Source organism: Empedobacter stercoris, assembly GCF_025244765.1.
GTDB lineage: Bacteria > Bacteroidota > Bacteroidia > Flavobacteriales > Weeksellaceae > Empedobacter > Empedobacter stercoris.
On sequence record NZ_CP104209.1, the window covers coordinates 2630339 to 2648581 of the forward strand.

Sequence of the window (18243 nt, forward strand, 5' to 3'; positions counted from 1 at the left end):
TAGAATAGAATTTAGATAAGATATTAAAACTCCTACAACCTTACGATTGTGGGAGTTTTCTATTTTTACAGCATGGTTTTTGAGGAATATTTAGTTCCAATAAAAAATAATAACATATATTCGTATAACTGAAATAAAAAAATAATTATGAAAGTTTCAATTTTGCCAGTAGCGGTTATCGCTGCTTCAACTTTATTTAGTTGTGTGAGTCAGAAGAAGTATGATGAATTACAAAATAAATTCAATTCTGCTTATTCTGAGAACCAAGGATGTCAAACAGAATTAGCTGTAGCGAAAGCCAAATTAGCTAATTACGAGGCTAATCAAGGTCAATACGAGAACACAGTTCAGAGTGAAAGAAACCAAATTAAACAATTACAAGAGCAATTGAAAAATTGTATTAATGGTGGTTCTAAAAATGTGTCTGAATTAGTTAACGAGATCAATCAATCGAATAAATACATCAAACACTTGATTGATGCAAAAAGCAAATCAGATAGTTTGAATATGGTTTTAACAAACAACTTAACTCGTTCTTTATCAAGCAACGAAGCAAAAGATGTTGATGTAAAAGTATTAAAAGGTGTGGTGTATATTTCATTAGCAGATAATATGTTATATAAATCTGGTAGCTATGAGATTTCACCTGCTGCAGGAGAAACTCTAAGTAAAATTGCAAAAATCATCAATGATTATAAAGACTACGATGTATTGATTGAAGGTAACACAGATAATGTGCCAATTTCTAAACCAAACATCCGTAACAACTGGGATTTATCTGCTTTACGTGCATCATCTGTAGTACAAGCATTACAAAACCAATATGGTGTTGATGGAAAACGTTTAACAGCTGGTGGTCGTGGAGAATACAATCCATTAACTACAAACGCTACCGCTGAAGGAAAGTCACAAAACCGTCGTACACAAATTATTATCTTACCTAAGTTAGATCAATTTATGGATTTAATTGGACAAGCTCCAAAAAACTAATTTGATAATAATCAAAATATTTATTTAGAAAGCACATCTTTTGATGTGCTTTCTTGTTTAACAGAAGTTTAGAATGAATAATTGTCTTGTTCGAGAATTAATTTTTATTTTTAAGGGAAATAAGTTTAAACCAACAAAATGAAACTAAAAGATTTATCCAATCAACTTGAAATATCTTTAGGAAGTTTACAAAATTTCATCAATGATTTTAATATTGATTTGAGTTTTTGTATTGACGAAAATTTTAATGTCACTGAAGAATTTATTGATTTTTCCGAGAAGAATATTGATTTTTTGAAAAAATATGCTGAAGATCATTCGAAAGAAAAGACAATAGAAGAAATCGCAAAAACGATAGGAGCCAAAGAAGAAGAAGTGCTTCATTTTTTTGTTTCGAATGGAATTCCTGCTGAGGTTGCTAAACAAATGAAAACAGCTGTTTCGAGCTATTTGATTCATTCATACATTGGAGGAAAATATCCATTTATAGAAAAAGCTTTTCCTCAATGTGAAGATTTTTCTGGGAAAAGTTTAGTCGGTTACACAGATTTGTATTTTTATTTAACCGATATGTTGGATCCTTTTATTAGCAAAGATCAAGTAGAAAGATGGGGAATTTCTAAACCTGCTGGACTTGTTTTATATGGACCTCCGGGAAGTGGAAAAATTTATTGGGCAAGAAAAATAGCAGATATGATTGGCTACGAATTTGTTCATGTTTTTAACGACTATTTAATTGGAAATTTTGATTCTAAGAAAAATAAATTTTCTGATTTTCTTTCGAAAAAAATGAATCAACCCAATACACTTTTGTTTATTGATTCGTTTGATGAATTGTTGCATTCTTCGTCTGATAACAGTATTTCTCCAGAAATGATAGATTTATTTTATTCAGTTTTGAGACATATTCAGAAGAACGATAGACAAGAATTATTGATTGTAGGAGCGGTCGAATCATTGTCTACTTTGAATGATGAAATTGTGGCTCCAGGACGTTTTGATATGCATATTCCAATTTTTCCACCAACTTTAGATGAACGAATTCAATTGATTTTACATCATTTAACGGCTAATTTAGCCCTGGATTCTCCATTGTTAACTATTTTGAAAAACCAAAATGCATTGAACAAAGATTTTTGGACTCCTTATGCTGCAGAAATGAGATTGTTTTCGAATACAATGTTGATCGATTTTACTCAATCCTTAAAAAAACGTTTGTATGCTTTGTTTAGAAAAGATGAAACGAAAAATATTATGATGACAGAAAAGGTTTTGTTTTCAGCTTTTCAGGAAGCAAAGTCAAAATTAACACCAGATTATTTGAGACATTGTGCAATTTTTGTGAATGAGGCTAAGCAAAATGTTGGACAAGATTTTCCGCATCGTTTGATTGAATTGAATGCAGATTTAGAGTTTTATTTAACGACAAAAGAAATACCAATCACAAAAATTGGTTTCAAACAAAGTGATGAATCAGTTGAATTAAATACAAATCAATCCTCAGTAGAAAATAATGAAGTATAAAAAAAGCTCCCAAATTTGGGAGCTTATATTTCTAAAAAACTAAATCGTTTTAAATTTTAATAATAAAATATTGCCTTTGTAAAGATGTAATTCCTTTCCAGAAATTTCATAGCGATTTACGTTTTTCAACATGGATAAAAATGCTTTTTCTTCATTCAAATTTGGACAAGCCATTTTTATTTCAGAAAAATTCACAAAACTTGTCACCTCTCCAACTTTTGTAATAGAAGCGTTGAAATTGTTGCAACCCGCAAATCCACTTACAGTAGAATTAGCTTCGTCAATTAGTATCATCACATCTTTTTCGTACAAACCTTTTACGGTATTATTGTCATTCATCAAATACCAGTTTTGATTTGAAATCGAAACATCTGTTTTCGATTTTAATCTTGCAGTGTTAGTTGTAGAACAAGACGTCGCTACAAAACTCATTAAGATAGTTGCTGAAATTAGGGTTACAATCTTTTTCATTTTTCGGAATATTTTATCTCAACTCAGCGTTGAATTTTTCTTGATACAATTTGATTAATTTATTCATTAAACCATCAATTTCTTGATCGCTCAATGTTTTATTTTCGTCTTGAATCATAAAACTTAACGCATATGATTTTTTACCAGCAGGTAATTTATCACCTTCGTAAACATCGAATAAATTAACCGCTTTCAATAAGTTTGTTTTAACTTCTTTCGCTGCTTTAAAAAGTTCTTCATACTTCACAGTAGAATCAATTAGCAACGCTAAATCTCTACGAGAACCAGGAAATTTAGAAATTTCTTTGTATTTTAAATCGTGTTTGTTTGCCAAATCAATCATTATATTCCAATTTAATTGTGCAAAGAAAACATCTTGATTTACACCTAATTTTTTCGCTAATTTTTTGTTGATGATTCCAAGCTTTCCTAATGACTTTTCATCAGAAATAAATTCAATTCCATCCAAGAAATTATCATCTTTTGCAGGAACTTCATCCGTTACTTGAATATCTAATCGAACAAAAATTTGTTTGATTAATCCTTTTATATCAGCAAATGAAGCTTTACGTAAATTACCAGTCCAAGATTCGTTATTAAAGTTTCCTGAAAGAACGATTCCTAAACATTTATTTTCTTCATAAATACCATCAATTTTACGGTAAACATTCCCGAATTCGAATAATTTAACATCCGAATTACGACGGTTAATGTTGAACGCTACATTTTCTAATAATCCATTCAATAATGTACGGCGCATAACTGCTAAATCAGCTGAAAGCGGATTTAACATGGCAACACTTTCTCCTTCTGGATAAAAGAAAACTTCTTCGTATTCTTTCTTCGTTAATGAGTTATTCATCGCTTCATTAAATCCGAAAGAAATCAGTTGACGTGCAATGAAATCTTCTATTTTATCTGGGCTAACTTTTTGATTTGGAACGTAAGAAAAAGAGAATTTAGAAGGGATTTCGATGTTGTCATACCCATAAATTCTCAAAATATCTTCGATCAAATCCACATCACGTAAGACATCTACACGATAAGCAGGAACTTCTAAATTTAAAACGTCATCATTTTCTGATAAGATTTTGATTTCTAAGTTCTCTAAAATTGTTTTGATTTTAGCTTCAGGAATTTCAACGCCTAATAATTCGACAACTTTTCCTAAACGTAATTTTACGTTAAAGTTTTCTATTGGATTTGCGTAAATATCATCAATATTTGAAGCAATTTCTGCTCCTGTAATTTCAACTAACATCAACACTGCTTTTTTCAATGCATCAACTGTGATATTAGGGTCAATTCCACGTTCAAAACGGAAAGAAGCATCTGTATTCAATCCATGTGCTTTTGCACCTTTACGAATTGTTACAGGCTCGAAATAAGCTGATTCTAAGAAAATAGAAGTTGTTGTTTCAGAAACGCCTGAATCTTTTCCTCCAAAAACTCCCGCAATACACATTGGATTGTTTTCGTTGCAAATCATCAATTCGTGTCCTTTTAATGTTCGCTCAACGCCATCTAAAGTAGTGAATTTTGTTCCTTCAGCTAATTTCTGAACAATGATTTTATTTCCTTCAATTTTATCAGCATCAAAAGCATGTAAAGGTTGACCTAAATCGTGTAAAATATAATTGGTAATGTCCACAACATTGTTAATTGGAGATAATCCAATGACTTTCAAACGATTTTTTAACCAATCAGGTGATTCAGTAACGTTTACATTTTTTAAATAAACACCAGCATAACGCGGTGCTGCTGCTGTATCTTTTACTTCGATAGAAATTGGGTTTTGACCTAAATCCGTTGTAGGATAATTAGATACATTATACGTATTGAAGGTAGAGTCAATTTTACGTGTTTTAAGCGCTGCGTGTAAATCACGAGCAACACCAAAATGAGACATTGCATCTGCACGATTTGGTGTTAAACCAATTTCTATTTCATGGTCAATTTCATCATTTTTTCCGAAAAGATCAAATGTAGAGGTACCTGGTTTTAATTCTTCTGGTAAAACTAAAATCCCAGAATGATCAGTACCGATTCCTAATTCTACTTCAGAACAAATCATTCCAAAAGATTCTTCACCACGAATTTTAGCTTTCTTAATTTTAAAATCTCCATCTGGAGAAGGTAAAACTGTTCCGACAGTTGCTACAGGTACATTTTGTCCTGCTGCAACATTAGGAGCACCACAAACAATTTGTGTTTCTTTTCCGTCTCCTAAATCTATTTTAGTAACTTTTAATTTATCTGCATTTGGATGAGGTACAGCTGATAAAACTTTACCAACTAATACAGTTTCCAAGTAATTTTTAGCGCCACCTACTTGTTCTACTCCTTCTACTTCTAAACCTGTACTTGTTAGTGTAGCAGATACTTCATCAAGTGTTATATTAGTATCAATGTAGGTTTTTAGCCAATTGTATGAAATTTTCATTGTATTGTAAAAATGAATTTTATGTATTCTTGTTCATTATGCGTTAAGCATAACTGGCATAACTAACATTAAGATTTCTTCGCCATCCTCAAGTCCATCAACCGGTTTGATGATTCCTGCGCGATTTGGTTCAGACATTTCTAATGTTATTTCTTCTGATTGTAAATTATTTAGCATTTCAATTAAGAAACGAGAATTGAAACCGATTTGTAAGTCAGTTCCGTTATAATCACAAGGAAGTCTTTCTTCTGCTTTGTTTGCAAAATCGATATCTTCCGCAGAAATTGTTAATGAATTTCCGACTAATTTTAATCGAACCTGATTGGTAGTTTTGTTCGAGAAAATAGCCACTCGTTTTAATGATGTTAAGAATAAATTTCTGTTAATCGTTAATACGTTTGGATTTTCTTTTGGAATTACGGCTTCATAATTTGGATATTTACCATCAATTAAACGACAAGTAAGCACGATATTCTGAAAAGAGAAACGTGTATTTGTATTGTTATATTCGATGATCACATCGTCATTATTTCCTCCTAAAATATTTTTCAATAAGTTAAGTGGTTTTTTTGGCATTATATAATCTGCAGCTTGTAAATTGTCTAAACCATTGCGTGTATATTTCACCAAACGATGGGCATCTGTTGCAACAAAACGAAAAATATCTGCACTTGCTTGGAAGAAAACTCCCGTCATAATAGGACGTAATTCGTCGTTTCCAGTCGCAAAAATTGTTTTGATAATTGCTTCTGATAAAATGCTTGCACTAAGTGTTGTAGAACTTGCATCTTCTATATCTGGTGTTTGTGGATATTCGTTTGCGTCTTCAAATGCTAACTGATAATTTCCTTGTTCTGAAACAATTTCCAACGTATTTCCTTCTTTCTGGATAAAAGTAAGTGGTTGAGCTGGAAAAGTTTTCAACGTATCTGTTAAGATTTTTGATGGAATAGCAATTTTTCCGTTGTCATTAGATTCAACTTCTAACGTCGTAGAAATAGTCGTTTCCAAATCAGAACCTGTGATCGTTAATTGGCTACCGTCCAATTCGAATAAAAAATTATCAAGGATTGGTAAAGTATTATTAGAGTTTATTACTCCTCCGATTAAGTTAACATTTTTTAATAACGTGTTGCTCGATACAATAAATTTCATATGAAGAATCTTTCCTTAAAATATCTAACAAATGTAATAAATAATCAAGTAAAAAACTCATACCTATACATTAAATATTATATCGAAGGGTTTGTTGTTGATAATCAATTAGAAAGCTGATTGTTAAAAAAATATTTTTATTTGTATCAATTTTCTTTGATTAAAAAACTTTTCGACCTTAAATTTGTCTGGTATTTATAGATATTTAACAATTATTAGGGGCTTTATCTCATCTAAAAAGAGTAATTTAATTTCAAATATAAACTGCAATGAAGATCGAATTAAATTTAGAAGGAAAGAATGGCGTTTTTGTTATGACTGACGATAATAACAAAGAGGTAGGCGAGCTTACTTTTATGTTGAAAGAGGAACAAATGATTGTCAATCATACTGGTGTTAATCCGGAATTGAGAGGGAAAGGTTTAGCCGAAAAATTAGTGTTAGAAGCTGTAAAATACGCAAGAAAAAATCAGTTGAAAATCATACCGTTTTGTAGTTATGTAAGTGTTTACATTGGTAAGCATCCCGAGGTACAAGATGTAATTTAAAAAATTATGAATTTAGAAAAAGTTTTCGCACACAATCAAGAATGGGTTAATAAACGTTTAGGTCAAGATGAACACTATTTTGATAAACTTTCGGCAGGACAAAATCCTGAAATTCTTTATATTGGTTGTTCGGATAGTCGTGTTACAGCGGAAGAATTATTAGGTGCTGAACCTGGAGAAGTCTTTGTTCACCGTAATATTGCAAACATGGTCATTAGTTTGGACATGAACACAACGTCGGTTTTGGCTTATGCGGTAGAGCATTTAAAAGTGAAACATATTGTAGTTTGTGGGCATTACAATTGTGGAGGGATTAAATCTGCCATGATTCCAAAAGATTTAGGAATTATGAATCCTTGGTTAAGAAATATACGAGATGTGTACCGTCTACATTCAGAAGAATTGAATGCAATTGAAAATGAAGGAATGCGTTACAACCGTTTAGTAGAGCTAAATGTACAAGAACAATGTGTCAATGTAGTTAAAAATCCTTTCGTGCAACGCGCCATGGAAAACGGATTAATTGTACACGGTTGGGTGTTCGATTTGTTTACAGGGAAATTAATTGATCTGAATCTTAATTTCGATTTAATTCTTGAGAACATCAAAGAAATTTACGATATCAACGAATAGCTTTTAACATTTTATTAAGTTTGGTATAATAATTGTCTTTTTACGTTGTTAACCAAACTATATCAATGAGTAAGAACCGTTGGATAAAAAAAGTAAGTATCGCGCTAATATCTATTATTGCGATACTTTTTATACTTAGTTTTTATATTACTTATTTTCTCAATAATCGTCTCCCAAAAATTATTGCCGAAAAAAATGATACAGCTTACAATCTGACCTACGAAGATTTAAGTTTCTCTATCTTTAATTCGTCTCTTTCACTTAAAAATGTCGAAGTATCTCCTAAAGATTCTTTGATGATAAAGGATTCTATCGAAGCAACCGGAAAAGTTAAAGAGATTAAAGTAGTTGGTATCAATTTTTTCAAGTTAATCACCCAAAAAGAAGTTGCTGCACTTTCGCTCAATATCCACCATCCTTCAGTCAATTATTACTTAAAAGAAAAAAAAGATTCCGTAAAAAAAGATACGATTCATTCAAAAGTTGGACAAAGCATTGATGTGTCTAATGTAAACATTAAAAACGGTGAATTTAACTTGTATTCACAATCAGGAAAAAGACATCTCGCAAATGTTTCTAATTTTGATATTGATTTTGATGGCGTTCGTTTCAACGAAAGAACAATCAATAAAAAAATACCATTTAAATACGCTGCTTTTGACATCAAATTAGATTCGATGTTTTTTGTATTGAAAGAGAAACAATTAATTCGAGCAAGAAAAGTTCAGTTTAATCAAACCGATTTTGAATTGGATGATTTTTCGATGAAACCACTTAAAATGAATGGGAAATTATATGTTCCAAATGATTCAGAAAATGATTTATTGGACATAGCATCTCCTTTGCTTTCACTTTCTAATATGGATTGGGGATTTACTTCGGAAGATAAGTTGTATTTTAAAACGGATTTAATTAAATTCAAACAACCACGAATTACCATTATTCAAGCAAAATCTGAAAATAAGATAGCCGATAAATCAGTCAAAAAAGTTACCCTAAAAACAGATGATGCTGAATTGATCAACATCAAAAAACTGCAAATAGAAAATGGAAAAATTCGTTCACTTTTTTCGAACGCAACAACTGTAAAATATGCGGTGAATAATGTTGTGTTGAATATTGAAGGAATAAAAATGAACGAATTAACGCGCACCAATGAAATACCTATTGATTATAAAACGTTTCGTATAAAGTTAGATTCGATGTATTATCGCTTAAATGAAATGCATACGTTAACAGCTTCTAATTTTGATTTTACAGAAAAGAAATTGATTCTGAAAAACTTTAAAATGAAACCAATGATCTCTAAAAATAAATTCAATAAAAATCACACAAAATCAAATACGTTATTGGATGTTGAAGCACCTATTTTAACCTTAAATAAGATCAGTTGGGGAATGAAAAATAGTGAATTTTATTTTCATACGAATTCAATCAAATTGGATGAGGTAAATGTGAAAATTATCGATCAAAAAAATCAAAAAAATATAGCGAAGAAAGCTGAAAATGCAACTCAAAAATTTTTAATCAATTTCAATCTTGGTGTAGATACAATTCAAATTAAACAATCTCGATTTATCGCTTCGCAAAAGTTTGATTTCAATCATGTTAATTTGACTGTTTTAGGTCTGAATAATGAGTTTGGGAGAGAACTTCGAATTAATCATATTCTTTTCAAAAATCCAAAATTCACGGTTTATGGTCAACCTAGACGTGTTGCTCAGCGCGAAGGAGAAACTTCTAAGGCATTTAATGATATTATAAAAGTAGATAAGGTTTCGTTGGTAAATGGTCATTTGGAGGTGATTCCTTATCAACAAAAAATACCAAACTTATCCTTGAAGCAAATTCAATTGGTATTCGATCAGATCAATGTAGATCCAAAAACGATTCAAGAAGCCATACCTTTTTCCTATCATTCAGTTTTATTAAAATCTTCAGGAATAGAGTATGATTTAGGAAAAACCTATCAATTAAATACGGGAGCATTACAATTTTACAACGGGAATTTAACGTTAAATCAAATGAATTTAACACCGAAAGTTTCTCGAAAGGCGTATACAGCATCTTTGCAAAAACAAGCAGATTTGTACACCGTTTCTGTCAATCAAATCAATGGAAATGGTATAAAATGGGGAATTTCGCCCTCAAAAGATTTCTTTTTGAAAGCGAATCAATTGAAATTAAATCAACTTTATGCAAATATTTACAGAAGTTTAGTTCCGCCTAATGATACAAAACGTAAAACAATGTTTTCGCAAAAATTACGGGAGATGAAGTTTGATTTGGGTGTAAAAGAATTGCAATTGGTAAATTCGAAATTGGAGTATGAAGAAGAAACTGAAAAAAGTATTGGAACTGGAAAATTAACTTTTTCGTCGATAAATACAACCGTTAAAAATGTCAATTCTGGTTATCGTAAAAAATCATTACCAGATGTCAATGTTGATTGGCGTTCCGAATTTATGAAGGGAGATTTGCGTGCGAATTGGACATTTAATCCTATGAATCGTGCTGAAAAATTTAATATTAAAGGCGGCATAACAAAACTACCTGCAAAAAATCTCGATCCTTTTGTAAAACCATATCTTAAAGTTTCTGTTGATGGATTTTTTAATCAAATAAAATTCGATTTTGATGGAAATGATAAACTCGCAAGTGGTAATTTTGGAATTGATTATCAAGATTTGAATGTAAATGTTTTGCGAGATGATGGATCGAAACGCAAGCTTTTATCAGCAGTTGGAAATACAGCAATTAAAAATAATTCGCGAGGAGAAATACGAGAAAAAAAAGTAGAAAATGTTGAACGAAAACAGGATAAATCATTTTTTAATTTCTTTTTAGCTTGTATCTTAGACGGTCTTAAAAAAGCACTTTTAATTATTTAAGAAAATGAAAAGAACAGTCTTCATTACCGGAGCAACATCTGGCATAGGAATGGCGACAGCAAAGAAATTAGCACCAAATTACCGTTTAATTTTATGTGGACGTCGTCAAGAACGATTAGATGAAATTCAAGCAGAATTGAGTCAACTAACTGAAGTGAAAACCATTCAATTTGATGTTCGTAACAAAGAAGCTGTTTTTCAAGCAGTAGAAAGTTTAGAGAACGAATGGAAAAATATTGATGTGTTAATTAATAATGCAGGAAATGCACATGGGTTAGCACCTTTCGACTCTGCTGATGTAGAGGATTTGGAAGCAATGATTGATATCAATGTTAAAGGATTAATTTATGTTTCTAAAGCGATTATTCCATTGTTAAAACAATCAAATCATGCACATATTGTCAATCTTTCTTCAATCGCAGGAAAAGAAGTTTACCCTAATGGTGGCACATATTGCGCGTCTAAAGCAGCAGTAGAATCGTTGAGTAAAGGAATGCGTTACGATTTGTTGCCTTACGGAATAAAAGTTTCAAATATTGCGCCTGGAGCAGTAGAAACAGAGTTTTCTTTGGTACGTTTCAAAGGCGACGAAGAAAAAGCAGACAATGTATACAAAGGATTCGAGCCTTTACAAGCAGAAGATATTGCAAATACAATCGAGTATTTATTGCAACAACCAGAACATGTGCAAATTGCAGATGTGACTATTTTTCCAAAAGCTCAAGCTGGTGGAACAGTTATTTTAAAGAAATAATTTTTCTTTGATCATAAATTTTTTTTTAAATGAAAAGCCTCTGTTTTAGAGGTTTTTCATTTTAAATCCTATTTTGTTCTGCTGTTTTTTGAACTTGTTTCGCATCCTTTACTTTCTGATTTCCGAAATTGTATTTCAAATTCAACATAAAATATTGTGTGTCGCGATAATCTTTGAAAACCTGATTCTGATTTGCATATTTTGTTGAAATAGTATTGCGATCAGTTCTGAAAATATCATTAAATGTTAAACCAATTTCGAAACGTTTGTCCCATATTTTTTTATTCAAAATTAAGTAGGTATTTTGGGAAGAGCTGATGTTAAACGAACCTTGAATTGCTTTTGAATTGTATTGATAGCCAGCTGAAATGTTAAAGGTTTTTTCTTTATCCAAATCCAGTTGTGTATTCAAATTCAAGTGATAAAAAAATACTTCATTTTTATATTGTTGTTGTTCTGGTCCAAAATAATAGTTTTGATTGTATTCGCCCATTGCAAAGAAATTTAGTTTCCACCACGACTTTAGATTGAAATTTTTCGAAAAATTTGCTCCAAAAGCTTCTCCATTTTTGATGTTAGTAAAATGATAAACCGTTTCGAAAGTTTCAGGATTTTGAATTGAAATTTCCATTGCAGGGTCTTTCTCATAGCGATAATACATTTCAAAATTCCAATCTTTTAAAGTGTAAGATAAACTCAAATTGTGAATAATCGTAGAAACTGCGTTTGCATCGCCTTGAAAATATGAAAATAGATTGTAATACGATTTCGAAGGATTCAAGAAATTATAATTTGGTCGATTAATTCTTTTACCATAATTCAAACCAATTTGTCCTGCGTTTTCAAAACTGTACATCAAATATATTGTTGGAAATAAGTCTGTATTTGTTCGTTTATTATGATTAATTGGGTGATCAGAAATCGTATTAATCCAAGTTGTTTCAGTTCTCAAACCAGCTTTTGCTTCCCACTTTTTCCAGTTGTAATTTCCAGAAAGATATAAGGCAAAAATCTGTTCTTTGTAATTAAAAACATTACTTTTTTCGGGTTGATATTCGATTTGATTTTGAATTGATTCAAAAAAATCTAAATCATTGTCATTTTTCACAAAACTATGTTTTGCTCCAGCCTCCAAACCAAAATTTTCATGAGTTAAACTATAATCAATTTGAGTAGAAAATAAATTCAATTTTTGAAGTACAGTACTTAAAAAACGGTTTTCTTCATAAGGTTTATCTTTGAAATTTAATTTCGTTAAAACATCTTGATTTTCTTTGTAATAGCGATGACTAAAATTGTTGCTCCAAGTCAAATTGTTTTTTCCAAACTTTTTATCATAAACTAAATACGTGTTGAAATTATTTGAAGCTTCGCGACGATGATTTTGTGTGATATAAAAAGATTCGAGTTGATTATTTGTTGTGTTGTAAATATTTGTCGGAACATTATAATTCCCAATTGATGCAGGGTTTCTTGATCCATTTATTCCGAACTGAAAATGCTGCAAGCTATCGATTGAATATTGAGAAGCAAAATTGTAAATATGTTGTTGTTTAGCAACTGTTCTGCGAATCATGTTGCTCTCCCAACGTGTTTTATCATCTTGAAAAGTTACAACATCAAAATTTTTGCGAACATATTTTCCATTCACAAAATAATAATTTCCTGTCAATTGCCATTTTTCTGTATTGTAAGACTGTGTTGTTCCCAACATTCCTTTGCTATAAATCGATTGATGATAACGCGCAGCGATTTGTCCTTTGTATCCAGAAAGTACATTTTTCTTCATTTTGATGTTGATAATCGCACTTCCAGACGCCTCATATTTAGCAGGTGGATTTGTAATGATTTCAACCGAAAAAACTGTGGCACCATCTGTATTTTCTAACAATTGTTTCAATTGATCTTCCGTCATCAAAGTTTTTTTATCATTAATCGTGATCAAAATTTGTGTGTTTCCTCTTACGCTTAATTGATTATTTTTTAAGAGAACATTTGGTGTGTTTTTCACGATATCCCAAGCGCTTAAATTTTGCAAAGGCGTATTTTCTACATTAAATTCTATTCGGTCAATTTTTCGTTTCAACAAAGGTTTTTGAGCTGAAACAACAACATCTTTTAGGTTTATTGTTTCATCTTTTTTAAGTACAATTTGAATAGATTTTGTATTATTAGTTTGATAGTTTTCTTCAAATTCTTGGTAGCCGAATTCTTTAATATATATCGTAAATAATTTTGCTTGATGAAGTTCAAAACTGAATTCGCCATTTTCATTCGATTCAGTTATAATAGGATCTTGTGAAGGAATTTCAATTTCAATAGAATTTTTTGTTAATGGATTATTTTGCTCATCCATCAATTTTCCAGTTATAACCTGTGCAAAAATTATGGATGGAAATAAAAGTAAGATATAAACAATTGTTTTCATTCAAATAGTTTTAACAAAGTTGATTTTAAACGTCGTTTTTTTTCGGTTAATGAACGGTTAACGATGCGTTAATGTGAGTTTTGTGATGAAAAACAATGTATTTTTGAGTATGAATCTTTCTAAAAAATATTATTCAATTTTATTTGCGTTTGTATTGTTGATTTTAGTCGCTTTGCAAGTTTATTACATTTACAATTCGTATCGGTTAGTGGAAAAAGATATGAATAAAGAAGCTGCTGAAATTGCATTGAAAGTAATGAATGAAATGAACGAATTTCAGAAAGCAATAGATGAAGATAATTTGATCAATAGTTTTAAAAAATTATCGCACGAAAAAGGAAAACAGTTTGATGAACTGAATGTTATTCGTTTGAACATAGATAATAATCATCAACTATTTACATCAAAAGTAGATTCGTTAATTGATTTTTATTCCAAAGAAAGAAATTATCAAATTGCGTTAAAAATGGAAATTTATTCTGTTTATGATGAAATCAATCATGTAGAATTATTACCCCAAAAACCGTTGGTTATGTATCGTTCATCGACCAAAATAATTCATCCAAAATCGATTAATCAAAGTGTTTGGAGTTCTGATGATATAAGTAATCAAACAGATTCAGATTTAGGAATTGATAAAAGTGAGCGACATAAATACAAAATAAAATCACAAACTAACTATGAATTATTGAATTTGAATTTTTTAGTGCTCAAAAAAATAATTCCTTTGATTGTGGTGAGTTTACTAATTATTGCATTAATCATTTTTTTATATTGGAAATCGATTCAAAATTTATCGAAACAAGAAGAAAAAATCAATCAATTGCATTTAACCATCGACTCAATTGCGCATGAATTGAACACACCGATTACGACCATGAAATTTGCTTTACATCAAGTTCAACATAACGAAATCAAAGAAATGATAAATCGTCAAATTAATCGTTTGGAGAATACAGTTGATTCAATTTTTGTAAAAAATGATGAAAATAATGAATTGTTAGATGAAGTGATTTTAAATGAGATTATTCAGAAAATACAATTGCAATTTCCAGCAATTAATATCACGCATCAAATTATTTTTGAAAAAAATGGAAGATTGCTAACGAAAGATTTTCAACAAATTTTCCAGAATTTAATCGAAAATTCTATCAAATATGGTGCTTCTGAAATTTTATTAGATTTTAAATTTCAAAAAGAAATAACATTGAATTTTTCAGATAATGGAATAGGAATTCCTATAAATGATTTGCCTTTTATTTTTGATAAATATTATCGAGTCGATCGCTCAATCAATCAAAATGTTAGTGGTTTGGGAATTGGATTATATCTCGTTAAAACGATTATTGAACGCTATTTAGGAACAATCAACGTTGAGAATAATAAAGAAAAAGGTGTTCAATTTTTAATCGTTTTGCCGAATGAAAACTAAAATAATTTTAGTAGAAGATGATCAAGATTTGGGAACTGTTCTCAAACAATATCTTGAATTTTCTGATTTTGAAGTAATATGGTTCAATCATCCACAAAAATTATTGAATGATTTGTCGATTGTATCTTCAGCTCAATTGATTATTTTGGATGTAATGTTACCTGAAATTGATGGTTTTTCTTTGGCAAAAGAGTTGGTTAAAACGATTTCGATTCCTTATTTGTTTTTAACAGCAAAAGCACAAAGCTTTGATCGAGTTTTAGGTTTAAAATTGGGTGCTGATGATTACATTACAAAACCTTGTGATCCTGAAGAATTGGTCTTAAGAATCAAAAATATTTTGAGAAGAAATTATCCTATTTCAGAAGAAATATTTCTAATTGGAACCTATGTTTTTAATCGAAATCAATTGACTTTATCTTTTAAAGATGAGTTTTTTCAACTCACAGAAAAAGAAACCGAATTGTTGTTTTATTTTATTCGAAATAATCAAAAATTGGTCACACGAAAAGAAATTTTAGAAACCATTTGGGGCGAAAATGATTACTTTATGGGACGAAGTTTGGATGTTTTTATGACACGTTTGCGCAAATATTTTCAGAACGATGAAACAATAAAATTCGAATCTGTTCGTGGAATTGGATTTAAGATCGAGTTACCTCTAAAATAAAAGCCTCTATTTAAGAGGCTTTCATAACAAACAATTGAATTTAAACTTAGTTCGAAAACTAAATATATAAATGGATTTTTAATTTATATTCCTTGCGCAATCATCGCGTCAGCAACTTTTACAAAACCTGCAATATTGGCTCCTTTGTAATAATTTATAGTACGTTGATGAGGTTCTTCTCCATACTTTTTACATTGTTGATGAATTTTTATCATAATCTCTTTTAGTCGATAATTTACTTTTTCTCTGTTCCAATTTTGACGAATTGAATTTTGAGACATTTCTAATCCAGATGTTGCGACACCACCTGCGTTTGCGGCTTTTCCAGGACCGTACAAAATATGATGATTTAAAAAATAATGAACCGCATCTGGAGTTGTTGGCATATTCGCACCTTCTGCTACTAACGTGCATCCGTTGAGATGCAACGTTTGCGCATCTTGTAAATCTAATTCATTTTCTGTTGCACACGGTAAAGCTATATCACAAGGGGTTTTCCAAGGTGTTTGATTAGGATAAAAATTGGCTTTAGGATAATAATCAATATAAGTAGAAATACGTGCGTAATCTTCATTTTTAATTTTGAAAATGATGTTTAATTTTTCTTGATCAAAACCATCTTCATCATAAATATACCCAGAAGAATCTGAAAGTGTTACTACTTTTGCACCCATTTCGATTGATTTTTCTGCTGCATATTGTGCAACATTTCCTGCTCCTGAAATCGTAATAATTTTCCCCTCTAAATTCTCCCCTTTTTCTGCCAACATACATTCTACAAAATAAAGTAATCCATATCCAGTGGCTTCGGGACGGATTAAAGAACCTCCAAAGTCTAATCCTTTACCTGTTAAAACACCTGTAAACTCGTTTCGAATTCGTTTATACTGTCCAAACATATAACCAATTTCTCTCGCTCCAACACCGATATCTCCAGCAGGAACATCTACATCAGCACCAATATGACGCGATAATTCTGTCATAAATGCTTGACAAAAACGCATGATTTCCATATCGGATTTTCCCTTTGGATCAAAATCTGAACCTCCTTTTCCGCCTCCCATAGGTAATGTTGTTAAACTATTTTTGAAAACTTGTTCAAAGGCTAAAAATTTTAAAATTGATAAATTAACCGAAGGATGAAAACGCAAACCGCCTTTGTATGGGCCAATAGCAGAATTCATTTGTACACGATAACCTTTATTGATTTGTATTTCTCCTTTGTCATCTACCCAAGTTACTCGAAATTGAATAACGCGTTCTGGTTCTGCAATTCGTTCCAGTATTTTAAATTTTTTATACTTTGGATGAGCATCAATAAAAGGTAATAAAGTTTCAGATACTTCTTCTACAGCTTGCAGAAATTCTTTTTCATTCGGATTTTTTGATTGGATTGATTGAATAAAATCGTCTGTGTAAAATAAAGTATCCATGATTTTTTGTGCTTAATTTTTTATAAAAATACAAGGAAGGTGTGTTTTTTTAATTCTTTAAATAATAAAAAGTTTCATATATTATTAAATCAGTAATTTAGTTAGGTTAGATTGTTTAATTTGATAATTTTAGAAACAAAAAAAGCAGGAAATTTTCCTGCTTGATAAATTTTATATTTTTATTCAATTTAAGACATTGAATTATTTTTTGAAGAATCCGCCTAAAAATCCCATCGCATCTCCAAGTCCTAATTGTCCATCTCCATCTTGATCTAATAACTTTTCAAAACCTCCTAAGTTTACACCTCCTTGATTTGATTGTGTAGAAGTTCCTCCAACTAAACCGCCTAATAATCCAGCAATTCCGTTAGAATCTAAACCTTCTGATTGCTTTTGTTTTCCTAAATATCCCATTACAATTGGTGCTACCAAAGCTAATATTTGTGTTACTTGTCCTACACTTATACCAGATTGTTGAGAAATTGCAGACGCTACATTTTGTTGTTTATTGCCTAAAACATGATTCAAAATTCCCAAACCATCTTGTTGATTTCCTCCTTGTCCTAAAAATCCAGAAAGATTATCTAAAATACTACCATCGTGTTGCTTTAACGCATTCGAAATTCCTTCTGCGCCACCAGTTTGTGCATTTTTATTTAAAGCTGATAATAAAAAAGGTACAGCCGCAGCAACAGCACTTTGTGCTTGAGATTCATTAATACCTAATTGTTTCGCAGCAGATCCAACAACTTGTTGACCAATAGCTCCTTGAATTAAATTTGTAAAGTCCATAAGTTTAAATTTATTTAATCAAATATAGTATTTTTAAAACATTAATTTAGATTAATATTATAAGTGCCGTAAAGTATTT

The 18243-nt window shown here is 30.7% G+C and carries 14 protein-coding genes; 8 read left to right on the forward strand and 6 right to left on the reverse strand.

From position 1 onward, the window contains the following. Positions 1–147: 147 nt before the first annotated feature. Complete coding sequence (locus NZD85_RS12490) at positions 148–990, forward strand: OmpA/MotB family protein (RefSeq protein WP_188319159.1); 843 nt, start codon at positions 148–150, stop codon at positions 988–990. 138 nt (positions 991–1128) lie between these two features. Then, complete coding sequence (locus tag NZD85_RS12495) at positions 1129–2514, forward strand: AAA family ATPase (protein WP_260542094.1); 1386 nt, start codon at positions 1129–1131, stop codon at positions 2512–2514. Between the two features lie 39 nt (positions 2515–2553). Here the strand turns inward: NZD85_RS12495 and NZD85_RS12500 are convergent, their stop codons facing one another. The 3 genes from NZD85_RS12500 to dnaN are packed head-to-tail and all read right to left on the reverse strand — an operon-like array spanning position 2554 to position 6583. After that, on the reverse strand, positions 2554–2985 hold the full coding sequence (locus NZD85_RS12500) for an META domain-containing protein (protein WP_260542095.1): 432 nt from the start codon (positions 2983–2985) through the stop codon (positions 2554–2556). Positions 2986–2998: 13 nt separating this feature from the next. After that, a complete protein-coding gene (gene pheT / locus NZD85_RS12505) occupies positions 2999–5428 on the reverse strand; it encodes a phenylalanine--tRNA ligase subunit beta (RefSeq protein WP_260542096.1) in 2430 nt (809 codons plus the stop codon). A 36-nt stretch (positions 5429–5464) separates the two neighbouring features. Next, complete coding sequence (gene dnaN / locus NZD85_RS12510; RefSeq protein WP_171621945.1) at positions 5465–6583, reverse strand: DNA polymerase III subunit beta; 1119 nt, start codon at positions 6581–6583, stop codon at positions 5465–5467. A 269-nt stretch (positions 6584–6852) separates the two neighbouring features. Here dnaN and NZD85_RS12515 point away from each other — a divergent pair, with 269 nt between their 5' ends. From NZD85_RS12515 to NZD85_RS12530, 4 genes are all read left to right on the forward strand, one after another. Next, entirely contained in the window at positions 6853–7131 is a 279-nt protein-coding gene (locus NZD85_RS12515) for a GNAT family N-acetyltransferase (RefSeq protein ID WP_171621946.1), read from the forward strand. 6 nt (positions 7132–7137) lie between these two features. Then, positions 7138–7764: a carbonic anhydrase gene (locus tag NZD85_RS12520; protein ID WP_171621947.1), complete on the forward strand. Its 627-nt coding sequence runs from the start codon at positions 7138–7140 to the stop codon at positions 7762–7764. A gap of 65 nt (positions 7765–7829) precedes the next feature. Continuing rightward, on the forward strand, positions 7830–10655 hold the full coding sequence (locus NZD85_RS12525) for a hypothetical protein (protein WP_260542101.1): 2826 nt from the start codon (positions 7830–7832) through the stop codon (positions 10653–10655). 4 nt (positions 10656–10659) lie between these two features. Continuing rightward, on the forward strand, positions 10660–11409 hold the full coding sequence (locus NZD85_RS12530) for an SDR family NAD(P)-dependent oxidoreductase (RefSeq protein ID WP_171621949.1): 750 nt from the start codon (positions 10660–10662) through the stop codon (positions 11407–11409). 61 nt (positions 11410–11470) lie between these two features. Here the strand turns inward: NZD85_RS12530 and NZD85_RS12535 are convergent, their stop codons facing one another. Continuing rightward, positions 11471–13837 (reverse strand): outer membrane beta-barrel family protein, encoded by a 2367-nt coding sequence (locus tag NZD85_RS12535; RefSeq protein WP_260542104.1) that lies wholly within the window; start codon positions 13835–13837, stop codon positions 11471–11473. Between the two features lie 85 nt (positions 13838–13922). On the opposite strand from NZD85_RS12535, the gene NZD85_RS12540 reads away from it, so the two are divergent. Both NZD85_RS12540 and NZD85_RS12545 read left to right on the forward strand, forming a co-directional pair. Beyond that, a complete protein-coding gene (locus tag NZD85_RS12540; protein WP_260542106.1) occupies positions 13923–15269 on the forward strand; it encodes a sensor histidine kinase in 1347 nt (448 codons plus the stop codon). Further along, a complete protein-coding gene (locus NZD85_RS12545) occupies positions 15259–15939 on the forward strand; it encodes a response regulator transcription factor (protein WP_260542108.1) in 681 nt (226 codons plus the stop codon). Before NZD85_RS12540 ends, NZD85_RS12545 begins: the two co-directional genes overlap by 11 nt. Before the next feature lie 83 nt (positions 15940–16022). Here the strand turns inward: NZD85_RS12545 and gdhA are convergent, their stop codons facing one another. Continuing rightward, positions 16023–17372 (reverse strand): NADP-specific glutamate dehydrogenase, encoded by a 1350-nt coding sequence (gdhA, locus tag NZD85_RS12550; protein WP_260542110.1) that lies wholly within the window; start codon positions 17370–17372, stop codon positions 16023–16025. 201 nt (positions 17373–17573) lie between these two features. After that, positions 17574–18164 carry a DUF937 domain-containing protein gene (locus tag NZD85_RS12555; protein ID WP_171621954.1) on the reverse strand — a complete coding sequence of 197 codons (591 nt, stop codon included), beginning with the start codon at positions 18162–18164 and terminating at the stop codon, positions 17574–17576. Between the last annotated feature and the right edge of the window lie 79 nt (positions 18165–18243).

What these genes read in the sequence shown, in the direction of transcription:
- NZD85_RS12490 (WP_188319159.1), top strand. Translation starts at nt 148, where the DNA reads ATGAAAGTTTCAATTTTGCCAGTAGCGGTTATCGCTGCTTCAACTTTA.
- NZD85_RS12495 (WP_260542094.1), top strand. Translation starts at nt 1,129, where the DNA reads ATGAAACTAAAAGATTTATCCAATCAACTTGAAATATCTTTAGGAAGT.
- NZD85_RS12500 (WP_260542095.1), bottom strand. Translation starts at nt 2,985, where the DNA reads ATGAAAAAGATTGTAACCCTAATTTCAGCAACTATCTTAATGAGTTTT.
- pheT (WP_260542096.1), bottom strand. Translation starts at nt 5,428, where the DNA reads ATGAAAATTTCATACAATTGGCTAAAAACCTACATTGATACTAATATA.
- dnaN (WP_171621945.1), bottom strand. Translation starts at nt 6,583, where the DNA reads ATGAAATTTATTGTATCGAGCAACACGTTATTAAAAAATGTTAACTTA.
- NZD85_RS12515 (WP_171621946.1), top strand. Translation starts at nt 6,853, where the DNA reads ATGAAGATCGAATTAAATTTAGAAGGAAAGAATGGCGTTTTTGTTATG.
- NZD85_RS12520 (WP_171621947.1), top strand. Translation starts at nt 7,138, where the DNA reads ATGAATTTAGAAAAAGTTTTCGCACACAATCAAGAATGGGTTAATAAA.
- NZD85_RS12525 (WP_260542101.1), top strand. Translation starts at nt 7,830, where the DNA reads ATGAGTAAGAACCGTTGGATAAAAAAAGTAAGTATCGCGCTAATATCT.
- NZD85_RS12530 (WP_171621949.1), top strand. Translation starts at nt 10,660, where the DNA reads ATGAAAAGAACAGTCTTCATTACCGGAGCAACATCTGGCATAGGAATG.
- NZD85_RS12535 (WP_260542104.1), bottom strand. Translation starts at nt 13,837, where the DNA reads ATGAAAACAATTGTTTATATCTTACTTTTATTTCCATCCATAATTTTT.
- NZD85_RS12540 (WP_260542106.1), top strand. Translation starts at nt 13,923, where the DNA reads ATGAAAAACAATGTATTTTTGAGTATGAATCTTTCTAAAAAATATTAT.
- NZD85_RS12545 (WP_260542108.1), top strand. Translation starts at nt 15,259, where the DNA reads ATGAAAACTAAAATAATTTTAGTAGAAGATGATCAAGATTTGGGAACT.
- gdhA (WP_260542110.1), bottom strand. Translation starts at nt 17,372, where the DNA reads ATGGATACTTTATTTTACACAGACGATTTTATTCAATCAATCCAATCA.
- NZD85_RS12555 (WP_171621954.1), bottom strand. Translation starts at nt 18,164, where the DNA reads ATGGACTTTACAAATTTAATTCAAGGAGCTATTGGTCAACAAGTTGTT.